Here is a 13,935-nt window from a genome sequence, read left to right on the forward strand (position 1 = left end):
CTGGGTCGATCGTCGCGGGCCCGATTTGTCCCGAAACCCGACTGACATCGTCTGTAGTCAGTAGACTTCGGCGCAGCGGCGCGCCAGGTACCGGGCGAAACATGATCGGGCAAATCTGGCAACTTCTTCCGCGGTTCTGGCACGATCCGCAAAGTTAACGCGCATGCGGGGTGCGGATTCCGTGGTGAGTTCGGCCGCAGGGCCCGAATCCCGGATCGATCCGACTCCGCGCCTTACGTCGGCGTCAATACGCATGGCGTTGGCTGCGGCCTGAATGCACTGCATTTACACGTGATACGAGAAGTGACACGTCCCTCACCCGTGCGCCGGAGCGGAACCGGCGGTGCGCCGACGGCGACGACGGATTTGCCGGAAATTGATGAGCCAACCTCCATAAGTGAATGATAATTCGGCAAAACATTGACGGGGGATGAGCGCCGACGCTACGGTGCCAACCACTGTGAGTTATCCGGCCGGCGGTGGCCATCTCTCGGTCTGGGGAGGTATTGATCTGTGTTCATTCTTCTGCTTAATGAGAGAGGATGACGGCGCCGCCTGAGAGCGTGGCTGATGGGGTCGAGCCGCAACGGGGAATCGACGCCATCGAGAACTGGGCCACCGGTTATGCCCGGCGTCATCCGATGGCGTCGCTCGCCACGGTCGGGGACCAGTTCGTGCTCGGCGTGCGCACCGTCCAGATCCTGTTCCTCGACCTTGTGACGGGCCGCTTTCAATGGCAGGAGTTCGTTCGCCAGGGTGCCTTCATGGCGGGAACCGCGGTGCTCCCCACTGTGCTGGTGGCCCTGCCGATCGGCGTCACCCTCTCGATTCAGTTCGCCCTGCTGGCCGGGCAGGTCGGTGCGACGTCACTGGCCGGCGCGGCCAGTGGACTGGCCGTGATTCGGCAGGCCGCATCGCTGGTCGCGGCCGTTCTCATGGCCGCCGCGGTGGGGTCGGCGATCACCGCCGACCTGGGTTCGCGGACCATGCGTGAGGAAACCGATGCCATGGAGGTCATGGGCGTCTCGGTGATTCAGCGCCTGGTCGTGCCGCGCTTCGTCGCGGCGATCATGATCGGCGTCGCGCTCACCGGGGTGGTGTGCTTCGTCGGCTTCCTGGCCAGCTTCCTGTTCAACGTCTACTTCCAGAACGGCGCCCCCGGCAGTTTCGTGGCTACCTTCGCCTCGTTCGCCACCACCGGCGACATGGTCGTGGCTCTGCTGAAGGCGGTGATCTTCGGCGCCATCGTGGCCGTGGTGTCGTGTCAGAAGGGGCTGTCCACCAAGGGCGGCCCGACCGGCGTCGCGAACTCCGTGAACGCGGCGGTGGTGGAATCGATTCTGTTGCTGATGGTGGTCAACGTGGCGATCAGCCAGCTCTACATCATGTTGTTCCCCCGGGTCGGGCTGTGACATGACTGCCTCGACTTTCGTCCCACCGTTGCTCAGCCCGTTTGTGCGGCTGTACAAACGGGCGTCGGCGCCGCTGATGCGTTTGGGCCACATGATGGTGTTCTTCGTCCGGGCTCTGACGGCAGTGCCCATCGCGTTGCGTCATTACCGCGGAGAATTCGTCCGGCTACTCTCCGATATCGCCTGGGGCAACGGCTCACTCGTGGTCGGCGGCGGAACCGTCGGCGTGGCGGTGGTACTGGGCATCACGGTGGGTGCACTCGTCGGCATCGAGGGATACAACTTCCTCGATCTGCTCGGGCTCGGCCCGGCCACCGGCATCATCTCCTCGCTGGTGAATACCCGCGAGTTGGCGCCGATCGCCGCCTCGCTGGCCTTCGCGACCCAGGCCGGCTGCCGGTTCACCGCACAGTTGGGGTCGATGCGGATCGCCGAGGAAATCGACGCGCTCGATTCCATTGCGATCCGGCCGATCCCGTACCTGGTCACCACCCGGCTGATGGCCGCGGTGGTCGCGGTGATCCCGCTCTACGCCCTCTGCCTGGCGGTCAGTTACCTGACCACCCAGGTGGTCGTGTACCTGATCAGCGGTGGCTCCAGCGGGTCCTATCTGCATTACTTCAGCCTCATGCTGTCCGGCCAGGACATCCTCTACTCGGTGCTCAAGGCGGTCATCTTCGTGTGGATCGCCTCGACCGTGCAGTGCTACTACGGGTTCTACGCCTCGGGCGGGCCGGTGGGCGTCGGCGTGGCCGCCGGCCATGCCATGCGGGCCAGCATCACCGTGGTGATCATCGTCAACATGTTGCTCACCATGGCGCTGTGGACGGTCGATTCGGGAGCGAGGTTCGGCGGCTAGATGGGAAACTCGCTGGAAACCGACGGGCGTGGGCCGTCCGACCAACAGCTGCTCGGCTGTGGTGCCGCGGTTCTCGTTGTCGCAGCACTGATTTCGACGTTTCTTCTGGTGAAGGCCACCGGAAAGCTGGACGATCGGGTGCCGGTGGTGGCCGCGTTGGTCAACGTCGGCGACGGTCTGCCGCAGCGCTCGGATGTGAAGTATCACGGGGTCCTCGTCGGGATGGTCGACGATGTCACCCCGGCCGCCAACGGTGATCCGAACTTCGTCCATATCGATCTCAAACCCGAATACGCCGGCTCCATCCCGAACACGGTGACCGCGCGTGTCGTGCCCAGCAACGTCTTCGCGGTGTCGTCGGTGCAACTGGTAGACGCCGGCGGGCCGGCAAGCTCGCCGATCGCCGCCGGCGCCCGGATCCCCGAGGACACCGAACTTCCCACGGTGCTGTTCCAGACCACGATCAGCAAGCTGCGTGACGTACTGGCGGCGACGGGGCGCGGGCGTGAGGACAAGACGGTGGGCATCCTGGCCGCCGTGAACGCTGCGACCGAGAATCGCCGTCACGAATTGCTCACCAGCGGAGCGCAATTGAACCGGCTGGTCGATCAGCTGGATTCGGTGGTGGCCTCCGAACCCGGCCCGACGACCGTCTCCGCATTGATCGACGCCACCCAGGGGTTGCAGCAGACCGCGCCCGACCTGCTCGACGCCCTGCACAAAGCCGTGCAGCCGATGCAGACCTTGGTCGAGCAACGCTCACAGCTGAACACGATGATCAACGGCGGAATCAACACGGTCGGTACCACCCACACCGCGTTGGACAATCACACCGACGAACTGGTCAAGACCACGTCGAATCTGACGCCGGTCCTGGGGGTGCTGGCCGACACGTCCAACAACTGGGTTCCGGCTTTCGTGAAGCTCAATCAGCTGTCGGGCAAGTTCTTCGAGCACGTCTGGATGCCTGAAAACGACATCGGCAACATGCGGGTGAACCTGTCGTTGACGCCGAGCTACGCCTACACCCGCGCCGACTGCCCGCAGTACTCCGGGCTCAAGGGGCCCAGCTGTTTCACCGCCCCGCTGGTGCCGACCAGGGCGTCACTGCCGGATGTGTTGCTGCCGGAGAACTTTCAACCGCCTGCCGATCTCATGCCGCCCGCCGGGACGGTCCTGGGTCCCAACGGGAACCTCGTCGCGGTCGGCCCGCCGTTGGTGAACCCGAACCCCGACCTGTCCGACCCGAATCCGCCGCTGCCGCCGTGGATGCCTGCGGCCGGGCCGGTGCCGGGGACGGCAAATCCCGCCCTGATGCCGACACCGCCCCCGCCGGTGCCGCTGTCGCCGGTCGCGCCCGTGGCGCCGCGGCCGCCCGGTTCACCGCCGGCTGCATCGGTGCCCGGGTCGGCGCCGGCACTCGGCGCACCGGCAGCGGACGCTCCGCTACTACCGGCTGAGGCGCCGCAACCAGTTTCAGGAGAGGGAGGCCGATGAAGTACCGCGGTGCAATGATCGGCCTGTCACTGTTCATGGTGGTCGCGCTGGGGCTGACCTGGCTGGTCTATGTCACGCTGCGTCGTGATGTGGCCGGCAAGACCGTGCCGTATGCGGCGTTGTTCTCCGATGTGTTCGGCCTGCGTGAGGGCGACGACGTCCGGATGGCCGGGGTACGGGTCGGGCGGGTCGAGAAGATCGAACTGCAGGGCGCACTGGCCAAGGTGTCGTTCGTGGTGCAGGACAACCAGCCGATGTTCGGCCGGACCTCCGCCTCGGTCACCTACCAGAACATCGTCGGTCAGCGTTATCTCGGTCTGTCGCTGGGCAATATCGGCGACTCGGGCCCGCTTCCGGCCGGCAGCGTGATCCCCGTCGAGCAGACCGATCCGTCGTTCGATGTCGGGACATTGCTCAACGGCTACGAGCCCCTCTTCAGCGTGCTCAACCCGCGCGACGCAGACAATCTGACCAAAGGGGTGATTGCCTCGCTGCAGGGCGACAACGCCTCGATCGTCGGGCTTGTCGACCAGACCGCGCAACTGACCGATTCCTTCGCCGGCCGGGATCAGGAACTCGGAGAGGTGATCAACAATCTCAATGCGGTGGCCAAGAACCTCGCCCAGCACAATGACAGTCTCGACGAGGTGATCACCCAGACCAAGGGCATGGTCGCCACGTTCGATGCCCGCCGGCCCGAGATGGTGGACTCGCTGGGTTCGATCTCCAAGGTGGTGCAGCAGTTGTCGACCATCAGCGATGAGGTGTACCCGCCGCTGAACGAGCTCGTGACCCGCCAGCCCGGGTTCGCCGCGCACATGGTGGGCATCGAACCGCAACTCGCGTTCGCCGGTGCCAATCTGCCCTTGCTGCTCAAGGGATTCGCCCGGATGACCAACGAGGGCGCCTACGCCACCACCTATGCGTGCGACCTGAACGCAACCGGATTCTTCCCAGGCCTCAACGACGTCACACCGATCATCGTCGACGCGGCGACTCCTGGGAACAAGGCGGCATACACCCCCAAATGCAGGAACATGGCCAATGGTTGAGCAACTGACGAAGGCGAACACAGCGGCGGCACCCAAGCCGCCGAAGAAACGGCGTCGCCCGCTGGAGAGCTACAACCGGACGTGGCTCGGGATCGCCGCGATCGCTGTGGTGACCGTGCTGATCGGGGCGATGCTGATCGTGAAGGTCGCCGATGTCGGCTACCGGCAGTACACCGCGCGGTTCCAGCAGGCCGCTGCGCTCAAGGCGGGCAACCCCATCACCGTTGCCGGCATGCCGGTGGGTGAGGTGAAGAGCATGAAGCTGGCCGGCGACCATGTCGAGGCCAAACTCAAGGTGCGCGACGACGTTCCGCTCGGGAAGGACTCCCGGGCGGTCATCAAGATCACCACCATCTTGGGGTCGCGGTATCTGGCTCTGCAGCCTGCCGGCTCGGGTTCCCTGCCCGGCAACACCTTTGACCTCACCCACACCGAGGTGCCCTACGACCTGCAGGAGGCGCTGGGGGACGTCACCACCACCTTCGAGCAGGTCGATTCCGACAAGTTCGCCGAGACGCTGAGCATCCTCGGTAAGCAGATGTCGGGTCTGCCGGCGGTGGTGCCGCGGGCACTGCAGAACACGCATACCCTCGCGACCATCATCGCCGATCGGCGTGACCAACTGGGATCTCTGCTGGAGACCACCGATGTGGTTGGCAACACGCTGCGTCGCCAGCAGTCCACGATCGGCAACCTGGTCAACCAGGGCAACGACCTCGTCGGTGAGTTCGTCATGCGCAGGGCGTCCTTCCAAGCCATGATGGCGTCGCTGACCAACCTGGTCCAGACGCTGAGCGATATCGCGATCGACGACCGGCCGCAGCTCGAGCAACTGCTCACGAATCTGCGTGAACTGTCGGACATGTTGGGCAAGCACGACGATCTGCTGCGCAGCGTCCTGCAGTCGGGTCCGGTAGCCCTGCGCGGGCTCGCCAACGCGACCGGCAACGGCAACGCGGGAGAAATGCACGTGGGCAACGGGCTGCTGATCGACTCCTGGATGTGCGCGATCAGTGGTCGCGCCAAGCAGTTCAGCATGATCCAGTACTACAAGGACTGTAAATGAGGTTGTTCAGGAGCAAGATCCTCGCGCTGTGTGTCGTCGGCGCGCTGGCGCTCGCCGCGGTGGCCGGAGTCGGCTGGTGGTTCCTGAAGGGGAGGACCAACGGCATTACCGTGACGGCCCAATTCGACAGCGCTGCCGGTCTTTACGAGGGAAACACCGTGGCGGTGCTGGGTATGCAGGTGGGCCGCGTCACCAAGATCACGCCCAAGGGAAATTACGTCGAGGTCGAGTTCACGGTGGACAAGGACGTCTCGGTGCCGGCCGACGCGCAGGCGGTCACCATCTCCAATTCGATCCTCACCGACCGTCAGATCGAGCTGACCCCGGCCTACCACGGCGGTCCGACCCTGCAGAATCACGACACCATCGGATTGAACCGCACCAAGACCCCGGTCGAGTTCGCCCGCGTGCTCGACGTTTTGGACAAGTTGTCGTCCTCGTTGAAGGGCGACGGCAAGGGCGGCGGCCCGGTCGGCGATGTCGTCAACGCTGCTGCCGCAGTCGCCGATGGCAACGGTCAGCAGATGAAGGACGCCCTCGGTGAGCTGTCAGACGCGTTGCGGCTCAGTGCCGATCGGGGAGCGGTGACCCGGGATCAGCTCACCACGATCGTGCGCAACCTCAGTTCATTGTTCGAGGCCGCCTCCCGTAACGACGCCACGCTGCGGGAATTCGGATCGACGGTACGTCAGCTCAGCCAGATCCTGGCCGACGAGAACTTCGGCAGCGGCACCACCGGCAGGAAGATCAATCAGGTGATCACCCAGGTGGGCGAGGTGCTGCAGGCCCACCGTGACGAGGTGAAACAGATTGTCCTCAACGGCAATACCGCGCTGACCACGGCGGTGGATCAGCGGCGGGATCTCGCCGAGTTCCTGGACCTGACCCCGCTGACGCTGGACAACATCTACAACATCGTCGACCAGAAGAATGGCTCGGCGCGAGCGCACGTACTGGTGGACAAGGTGCTGTTCGATTCGCAGACCGTCAAGGAAGTTTGCAACATGATGGGCCTGCGTCAGCTCGGCTGCAGCACCGGCACGGTGCAGGATTTCGGCCCGGACTTCGGGCTGTCCTACATGCTCGACGGCATGGCGGCGATGGGGCAGAAATGATCAAACCGGTGCGTAAATACGTTCTGCCCGTGGTGATGACGACATGTCTGACCATTTCGGGATGTGCCTCCGAAGGCCTGGCCAGCTTGCCGCTGCCGGCGCCCGGAGTCGGTTCGGGCGGCTACAAGTTGACCGCGATCTTCGCCAACGCCTTGAACCTGCCGGCCAACGCCAAGGTCAAGTTGGCCGGTGCCGATGTGGGTGAGCTCGAGTCGATGGTGGCCAGCAATTACACCGCGGTCACCACCCTGCGCATCATGGACGGCGTTCGGCTGCCTCACGGCACCACGGCCGAATTGCGTTCGGCGACACCGTTGGGCGATGTCTTCGTGTCGGTACGGCCCCCGAGCCCGGTCGACCCGAACGCCCCGCTGCTCAAAGACGGCGACGTTATCGACCTGGATTCCACGCGGGCGGCCGCGACGGTGGAATCACTCCTGGGATCGGCGGCGATCCTGGTCAACGGCGGCGCGGTGCGTAACTTCACCAACATCATCAACGGCATGGGTAAGGCCACCGGCGATCAGGGGCAGGCGTTCGGCAATCTGATCGCCAAGACGAACCACACGTTGGGCACCCTCAACGGACGGTCCGACCAGCTCTCGACCGCGATGACCGAGACGTCCCGGCTGCTGAAGCAGATCGAGGACAAGAACCAGACCGTCAGTGAGTTGATGGATGCTGCCGGGCCGGCCACCGACACCCTGGCCGAACACACCACTCAGATCGCCGACCTGATCACCCAGATCGGCGACACGTCGGCACAATTACGCAAGTTCCCGTCGGTCGCGGGCACCGACACCAGCGGACGCAGCGTGATCGCCGATGCCAACAAGGTGGCCGGTGCCTGGAACGACGTGGCGCTGTCCCCGGACGCCTCGCTGTATGCGCTGAACCGGATGATGCCGCCATTGGTGAAAGCGACTTCCGGCAGTGGCCTTTCGGTGCGCGCCAGTATCGACCGCCTCATCCTGGGTTCGATTCCCGATATCGGGTTCGCCGGTGATTCGGGGTTGCACGGCCCCAAGCGCTACAACTGGCATCAGCTGGTCGGCTCCTTGCAGTACACGTTATTGCGGCTGCAGGAGCGCGTCGTCGGGCGCGGTCCGTCGGTGCCGCAGATGCCGGTGATTCCCAGCCCGACAGAGCCCGGCGTGATTGTGCCGGCTCCCGAAGCCCCTCCGGAGGCGCCCGCGGTGGCACCGCCTCCTGAGGCCCCTCCGGCCGAGACCCCGGCCGGGGTGCCGCCTGCGGAGGTGCCGCGATGATCAACGCACTCGCGGATCTTCTCGTCGGAGTGGTGCGGGCCGTGTACCGGCGCCGCGCCTGGCTTTCGGCTGGAGCGCTCGTGATGACCCTGGTAGTCGCCGGTGCCTACCTGATGATCGGGGCGCTGCGGGTCACACCCTTCGACTCCAGTTACCGCATCACCATCGAGTTGCCGGAATCGGCGGGCCTGCTACCCAATCAGGATGTGACGCTGCGCGGTGTGCGCGTCGGGCGGGTGGAACGGCTCAACATCACGCCCAGCGGGGTCAGTGCCGTCGTCAACGTGAACTCGGCGGTATCCATCCCGAAGTCCAGCGATGTGCGGGTGTCCGGGCTGTCCCCGGCCGGCGAGCAGTACATCGACTTCGCGGCGAATACGGCAGACGGACCGTTTCTCACCGACGGCAGTGTGATCGGTTTGGGCAAGGCCACGGTGCCGGTCAGCCTGGCCCAGCTGCTCGCCGACGCCGACGGTGCGCTGGCCCAGGTCGACCCCGAGAAACTCAAGGTGATCCGCAAGGAACTGAGCATGTCCCAGGCTGGTCCGGGCAAGCTGGCCGACGTCATCGACGGCGGCACATTCCTGCTGTCGACACTGGATTCGGTGCTGCCCGAGACGGTGAGCGTGCTGCGTAACAGCCGCGTGGTGTTCAACCTGATGTCCGAGAAGAATGCCGGCATCGCAGTGGCGTCGGACAATCTCGACTCGACGTTTGTCGGAATCAACAAGATGCGTGACGGCTTCCGCCGGCTCACGGATCAGACCCCGGGAGCGTTGAACTCGGTCGACAACCTGTTCACCGACAACTCCGACACCATGGTGCAGCTGCTCGGAAGCCTCGCCAGCACTTCGCAATTGCTGTATCTGCGGGTGCCGGCGTTGAACGCACTGTTCCCGAACTACCGCACCTCGGTACTCGACGCACTGGGCAGCGTCATGCATGACAACGGGCTGTGGGCGACCGCTGACATCTACCCGCGCTACAGCTGTGACTACGGAACACCTCGCCGGCCACCGGCGTCGGCGGACTATCCCGAGCCCTACATGTACACCTACTGCCGCGACGATCATCCCGGCGTCCTGGTCCGTGGCGCCAAGAATGCGCCACGTCCGGCCGGCGATGACACGGCAGGCCCGCCACCCGGGGCCGACCTCGGACGCACCACCGATCCGACACCCCGGGGTCGCTACACCATTCCGACGCCCTACGGTGGTCCGACTCTCCCGATCGAACCGCCCCGCTGAACCACCCAACCTCACCTGAAGGAGATGACGGTGACTGTGACGACTGACAAGAAGACCGACGACGATCAGACCGAAACCGTCGACGACGCAATCGGTATCGAAGAAACGGCCGAGTCGGATGCCGACGCCAAGGAGGTCGACAAGGAGGTCGACAAGGACGAAGCCGAGGACGAAGCCGAGGACGACGCCGAAGAGGTGGCAGAGTCCGAGCCTGAGTCGAAGGACACGTCGCGAGGTTGGCTTCGCCCGGTGCTCGCCGGCGCGGTGGCCGTCGTCTTCGTTGCCTCCCTGGCACTTTCCGGTTTCCTCGGCTGGCAGCTGTTGAAGACCCAACAGGTGGCGCGCGCCGGCCAGCAGGCACAGGACGCCGCGGTGGCCTACGCCCAGATCTTGACGAGCATCGACTCCGCCAAGGTCGACGAGAACTTCAACCAGGTGCTGGCCGGCGCGACCGGCGAGTTCAAGGACATGTATTCGCAGTCGAGTGTCCAGCTGCGCCAGCTGCTCATCGACAACAAGGCCACGGCACACGGCGTGGTCGTGCAGTCGGCGGTGCAATCGGCGAGCAAGGACCAGGTCGTGGTGCTGTTGTTCGTCGATCAATCGGTGGCCAACAGCACCGTGCCCGATCCGCGGATCGACCGCAGCCGCATCAAGATGACGATGGACAAGGTCGACGGACAGTGGCGTGCAAGCAAAGTGGAACTCCCCTGAGGAATTGACATGTTGCACATCGGAAAGCTGATCGGCGCGGTGGCGCTGGCGGCAGGTTCTGTGGTGGTGGCCGGCACGACCGCTCCGTCTGCCGCGGCATCGGCGGCAACTTTCTGCGACGAACTGGCCGGACAGTGGGATGGCCAGTTCTGCCATACGTCGGTGACCTCGGACCGAAAAGCGGTTCGTGACATCAAGATGGCGCTGCCCGGCGATCTGGTGGAAAACCCGGTCATCCGGCAGTACCTGACCAACCTGATGAACAACTGGCGTAACGCCGCTCAGAAGATGGCCGCCGACAGCTTCGGCGAGGAGCAGTTCGAGATTTTCCAGCATGGCGACGCGACGACGGCCGTCTTCCACGAGATGTACTCCGGGACGGTCGGTACCGATGCGCTGTCACATCCGAACGCCCCCATCGTCAGCGACGCGTACCGCACCTTCACGTTCGCCGGTGGGCGGCAGGTGCAGCTGGCCGACCTGTTCAAACCGGGCGTCGACCACCGGGCCGAGATCCCGCGCCTGGGTGAGGCGTTCATCGTCGCCGCGCTCGATGCCGCACCGCCGCCGCACCAGCCCGGTACCTATCCCTTCACCGCGGACCGTTGGACCCCGGGCAACGTGTATTCGGGCGGGTACAAGGCCTGGGCGCTGACCCCGGACGAGCTCATCCTCTACATGCCGGACTACCCGGTAGGACGCGACAGCCCGATCGATTTCACCCCGGCCAGGATGCAGTGGGCGATGGACGGCGGCACGGTGCAGGCGCACATTCCGCTCTCCGCGCTCGCCCCGGTGCTGCAGCCGCAGTTCGGCGGGGCTTGAGCCTGAGCCTGAGCCGGCGCCCAGTGTGAAGAAGATTGCGAGATTTTCGAGGAATCTCGCAATCTTCTTCACATTGGGTGTATTCGATTCTTCGCGAGGCTAAAGGGTTACCGGCTTCGGCTTCATTGCCACCATGAGGCCATGCGCCTATTCAGTTCAGTGCTCGCGATGCTCAGTGCGCTCGTGCTGGTACTGACCGCGTGTGGTTCGTCGGAGGGAACGGCGCGCACGGAGGACGGCAAGACCGTGGTGCGCTATCAGGGCTGGGCCGGCGAGGTCCGATTCCAGGAACTGGCCGAGGACCTCGGCTACTACCAGAAGATCAAGCTGGACTGGGTGGGCAACACCACCAGCGGGCCGCAGGACATCCAGTCCGTGGCCACCGGCGATATCGACGTGGGCGAGGCGTTCAACGGCGCCGTGGTCAAACTCAACGCCGCCGGTGCACCGATCACCTCGGTGCTCAGCTCCTACGGCGCCGACGACGGTGAGTACACCGGATACTTCGTGTTGGAGAACAGCCCCATCCACTCGGCTCGCGACCTGATCGGCAAGAAGGTCGGGATGAACACCCTTGGCGCGCATCATGAGTTCCTGACCCGGGAATGGCTGGCCAAGGAAGGGCTGACCAACGACGAGATCAAGACGGTGACCCTCACCGTGGTGCCGCCGGTCAACACCGAGCAGGCGTTGCGTGAGGGGCAGATCGATGTCGCGGCGCTCAACGGGATCTGGCGGGAGACCGCGCAGCAACGCGGTGGGATCCGGCCGCTGTTCACCGACAAGTCGCTGTTCGGGGCGTTCAGCTACGGCACCTTTGTGGTGCGCGACGATTTCCTGGCGAAGAACCGGGATGCGGTGGCCGATTTCGTCCAAGGAACCGCGCGGGCGATCCGGTGGACCCAGGTGACCCCGCGCGACGAGGTGGTGGCCAAGTTCCGCGAGATCATCGACAAGCGCAAACGCAACGAGGACACACAGTCCATCGAATACTGGCGCAGCTCAGGCATTCCGGTGCCCGGTGCGGTGATTGCCGAACGCGAACTGCAGACCTGGATCGACTGGCTGGTGCGCAACGGCGAGCTCAAGGAAGGGCAGCTGAAGGCGAAGGACCTCTACACCAACGACCTCAACCCGTATGCCAACGGAACCTATCCCGATGACAGCGGGCCGGACGGGAAAGCGCTGGCACACAAGTGAGTACACAAGCCGAGAGCGCCCAACCCAAGCTGCGGCTGCGCAATGTGACGAAGCAATTCCCGATCCGCGGCGAGAAGACCGGTTTCACCGCGATCCAGGACATCAGCATCGATCTGTCGGCGGGGGAGTTCCTGGTGCTGGTCGGGCCGAGCGGCTGCGGCAAGTCGACCCTGCTGGACCTGCTCGGCGGACTGACCCAGCCGACGTCGGGGGAGATCCTGCTCGACGGCAAGCCGGTCACCGGTCCCGGACTGGATCGCGGCATCGTTTTCCAGCAGTACGCGCTGTTGCCGTGGCGCACGGCGCGAAAGAACATCGAGTTCGGTCTGGAGGCAAAAGGATTGCCGGCGGCCGAGCGTCGCCGACGGGCTGAGGAGTATCTCGACCTCGTCGGCCTCCAGGGCTTCGCCGACCGCTACCCGCACGAGCTGTCCGGCGGCATGAAGCAGCGTGTCGCGATCGCCCGTAGCCTCGCGTTCGATCCCGAGGTGCTGCTGATGGATGAGCCGTTCGCCGCGCTGGATGCCCAGACCCGGGAATCTCTGCAGGACGAGCTGCTGCGGATCTGGCAGGCGACCGGCAAGACCATTCTGTTCATCACCCACGGCATCGACGAGGCGCTGTATCTCGGCCAGCGCGTCGCGGTGCTGACCTCGCGGCCGGGCCGGATCAAGAAGGTTGTCGACGTCGACATCGACCGTAGCGCCGATGACATCCGGTCCAGCGAGGGATTCCGGGCACAACGACATCACATCTGGTCGCTTCTGCACCACGAGGTGGAACGGGCCCGGTCCGAGGAGGTTCAACATGTCTAGCGCCATCGCGGTGGCCCCGGCCGAGGTGTCCGTCGACGAGCCGGCCGAGACGCCGGCACCGGTGCCGGGGCCCGAGCATCGTGGCCGCCGCTTGCAGACCCTCGCGTGGCGTCTGCTGCGTCCCACGGTGGTCGTCGCCGCTTTCCTGGCACTGTGGGAGGTGGCGCCACGGGTCGGCCTGGTGGACAAGGTCTTCCTGCCGCCGTTCTCCGAGGTGGTCGGCGCCTGGTTCACGCTCTTGGGCAACGGTCAACTGTGGGAGCATGTTTCGGCCAGCCTGGGGCGCGCCTTGGCCGGTTTGGTCATCGCGATCGCGGTCAGCATTCCGCTGGGAGTGGCGATCGCCTGGTACCGACCGGTCGCGGAATTCCTCAACCCGATCCTGGAGTTGTTCCGCAACACCGCGGCGTTGGCTCTGTTGCCGGTGTTCATCCTGATCCTGGGGATCGGCGAAACCTCCAAAGTTGCGCTGGTGATCTATGCGGCGTCGTTCCCGATCCTGCTCAACACCATCTCCGGGGTACGCACCGTGGACCCGTTACTGATCAAATCGGCGCGCTCTCTGGGGCTTTCACCGATCCGTCTCTTCCAGAAGGTGATCCTGCCCGCCGCGGTGCCGACCATCTTCACCGGCCTGCGCATGGCGGCGGCCTCCTCGATCCTGGTGCTCATCGCCGCCGAGATGGTGGGCGCCAAGGCTGGACTGGGATATCTGATCACGGCCTCGCAGCTGAATTTCCAGATCCCCAACATGTACGCAGGCATCGTCACCATCGCCCTGGTGGGCGTCACCTTCAACGGCATCGTCGTGGCCATCGAAGGGCGCTTGTCGGGCTGGCGCGCCACCACTTAGGAAAGGGAACCA

At 64.9% G+C, this 13,935-nt stretch carries 13 protein-coding genes; all 13 read left to right on the forward strand.

The window, feature by feature from the left end; genetic code table 11:
• Positions 1 to 542: 542 nt before the first annotated feature.
• The 13 genes from ACZY08_RS08865 (at position 543) to ACZY08_RS08925 (ending at position 13,923) form a co-directional block, all read left to right on the forward strand.
• Positions 543 to 1,412 carry an MlaE family ABC transporter permease gene (locus tag ACZY08_RS08865; protein ID WP_463745182.1) on the forward strand — a complete coding sequence of 290 codons (870 nt, stop codon included), beginning with the start codon at positions 543 to 545 and terminating at the stop codon, positions 1,410 to 1,412.
• A gap of 1 nt (position 1,413) precedes the next feature.
• Entirely contained in the window at positions 1,414 to 2,271 is an 858-nt protein-coding gene (locus ACZY08_RS08870; protein ID WP_463745181.1) for an MlaE family ABC transporter permease, read from the forward strand.
• Complete coding sequence (locus ACZY08_RS08875) at positions 2,272 to 3,768, forward strand: MlaD family protein (RefSeq protein WP_463745180.1); 1,497 nt, start codon at positions 2,272 to 2,274, stop codon at positions 3,766 to 3,768.
• Positions 3,765 to 4,820 (forward strand): MCE family protein, encoded by a 1,056-nt coding sequence (locus ACZY08_RS08880; protein WP_463745179.1) that lies wholly within the window; start codon positions 3,765 to 3,767, stop codon positions 4,818 to 4,820. Before ACZY08_RS08875 ends, ACZY08_RS08880 begins: the two co-directional genes overlap by 4 nt.
• Positions 4,813 to 5,886: an MlaD family protein gene (locus tag ACZY08_RS08885; protein ID WP_463745178.1), complete on the forward strand. Its 1,074-nt coding sequence runs from the start codon at positions 4,813 to 4,815 to the stop codon at positions 5,884 to 5,886. The genes ACZY08_RS08880 and ACZY08_RS08885 overlap by 8 nt, the downstream gene beginning before the upstream one ends.
• Positions 5,883 to 7,001, forward strand: coding sequence for an MlaD family protein (locus tag ACZY08_RS08890; RefSeq protein ID WP_463745177.1), 1,119 nt, complete (start codon positions 5,883 to 5,885; stop codon positions 6,999 to 7,001). Before ACZY08_RS08885 ends, ACZY08_RS08890 begins: the two co-directional genes overlap by 4 nt.
• Positions 6,998 to 8,269, forward strand: coding sequence for an MCE family protein (locus tag ACZY08_RS08895; RefSeq protein WP_463745176.1), 1,272 nt, complete (start codon positions 6,998 to 7,000; stop codon positions 8,267 to 8,269). Before ACZY08_RS08890 ends, ACZY08_RS08895 begins: the two co-directional genes overlap by 4 nt.
• The gene (locus tag ACZY08_RS08900) at positions 8,266 to 9,516 is read left to right on the forward strand and encodes an MlaD family protein (RefSeq protein ID WP_463745175.1); all 1,251 of its coding nucleotides are present in this window, start codon (positions 8,266 to 8,268) and stop codon (positions 9,514 to 9,516) included. Before ACZY08_RS08895 ends, ACZY08_RS08900 begins: the two co-directional genes overlap by 4 nt.
• 24 nt (positions 9,517 to 9,540) lie before the next feature.
• Entirely contained in the window at positions 9,541 to 10,230 is a 690-nt protein-coding gene (locus tag ACZY08_RS08905) for a DUF3329 domain-containing protein (RefSeq protein ID WP_463745174.1), read from the forward strand.
• A 9-nt stretch (positions 10,231 to 10,239) separates the two neighbouring features.
• On the forward strand, positions 10,240 to 11,055 hold the full coding sequence (locus ACZY08_RS08910) for a DUF3298 domain-containing protein (RefSeq protein WP_463745173.1): 816 nt from the start codon (positions 10,240 to 10,242) through the stop codon (positions 11,053 to 11,055).
• 168 nt (positions 11,056 to 11,223) lie between these two features.
• Entirely contained in the window at positions 11,224 to 12,255 is a 1,032-nt protein-coding gene (locus ACZY08_RS08915; RefSeq protein WP_463745313.1) for an ABC transporter substrate-binding protein, read from the forward strand.
• On the forward strand, positions 12,252 to 13,070 hold the full coding sequence (locus ACZY08_RS08920; RefSeq protein ID WP_463745172.1) for an ABC transporter ATP-binding protein: 819 nt from the start codon (positions 12,252 to 12,254) through the stop codon (positions 13,068 to 13,070). Before ACZY08_RS08915 ends, ACZY08_RS08920 begins: the two co-directional genes overlap by 4 nt.
• Positions 13,063 to 13,923 carry an ABC transporter permease gene (locus ACZY08_RS08925; RefSeq protein WP_463745171.1) on the forward strand — a complete coding sequence of 287 codons (861 nt, stop codon included), beginning with the start codon at positions 13,063 to 13,065 and terminating at the stop codon, positions 13,921 to 13,923. The genes ACZY08_RS08920 and ACZY08_RS08925 overlap by 8 nt, the downstream gene beginning before the upstream one ends.
• Positions 13,924 to 13,935: the final 12 nt, after the last annotated feature.

This window comes from Mycobacterium sp. IDUB_9, assembly GCF_055419505.1.

Excerpts from the sequence above, each read along its gene's own strand:
- ACZY08_RS08865 (WP_463745182.1), top strand. The coding sequence starts at position 543 with ATGACGGCGCCGCCTGAGAGCGTGGCTGATGGGGTCGAGCCGCAACGG.
- ACZY08_RS08870 (WP_463745181.1), top strand. The coding sequence starts at position 1,414 with ATGACTGCCTCGACTTTCGTCCCACCGTTGCTCAGCCCGTTTGTGCGG.
- ACZY08_RS08875 (WP_463745180.1), top strand. The coding sequence starts at position 2,272 with ATGGGAAACTCGCTGGAAACCGACGGGCGTGGGCCGTCCGACCAACAG.
- ACZY08_RS08880 (WP_463745179.1), top strand. The coding sequence starts at position 3,765 with ATGAAGTACCGCGGTGCAATGATCGGCCTGTCACTGTTCATGGTGGTC.
- ACZY08_RS08885 (WP_463745178.1), top strand. The coding sequence starts at position 4,813 with ATGGTTGAGCAACTGACGAAGGCGAACACAGCGGCGGCACCCAAGCCG.
- ACZY08_RS08890 (WP_463745177.1), top strand. The coding sequence starts at position 5,883 with ATGAGGTTGTTCAGGAGCAAGATCCTCGCGCTGTGTGTCGTCGGCGCG.
- ACZY08_RS08895 (WP_463745176.1), top strand. The coding sequence starts at position 6,998 with ATGATCAAACCGGTGCGTAAATACGTTCTGCCCGTGGTGATGACGACA.
- ACZY08_RS08900 (WP_463745175.1), top strand. The coding sequence starts at position 8,266 with ATGATCAACGCACTCGCGGATCTTCTCGTCGGAGTGGTGCGGGCCGTG.
- ACZY08_RS08905 (WP_463745174.1), top strand. The coding sequence starts at position 9,541 with ATGACGGTGACTGTGACGACTGACAAGAAGACCGACGACGATCAGACC.
- ACZY08_RS08910 (WP_463745173.1), top strand. The coding sequence starts at position 10,240 with ATGTTGCACATCGGAAAGCTGATCGGCGCGGTGGCGCTGGCGGCAGGT.
- ACZY08_RS08915 (WP_463745313.1), top strand. The coding sequence starts at position 11,224 with ATGCTCAGTGCGCTCGTGCTGGTACTGACCGCGTGTGGTTCGTCGGAG.
- ACZY08_RS08925 (WP_463745171.1), top strand. The coding sequence starts at position 13,063 with ATGTCTAGCGCCATCGCGGTGGCCCCGGCCGAGGTGTCCGTCGACGAG.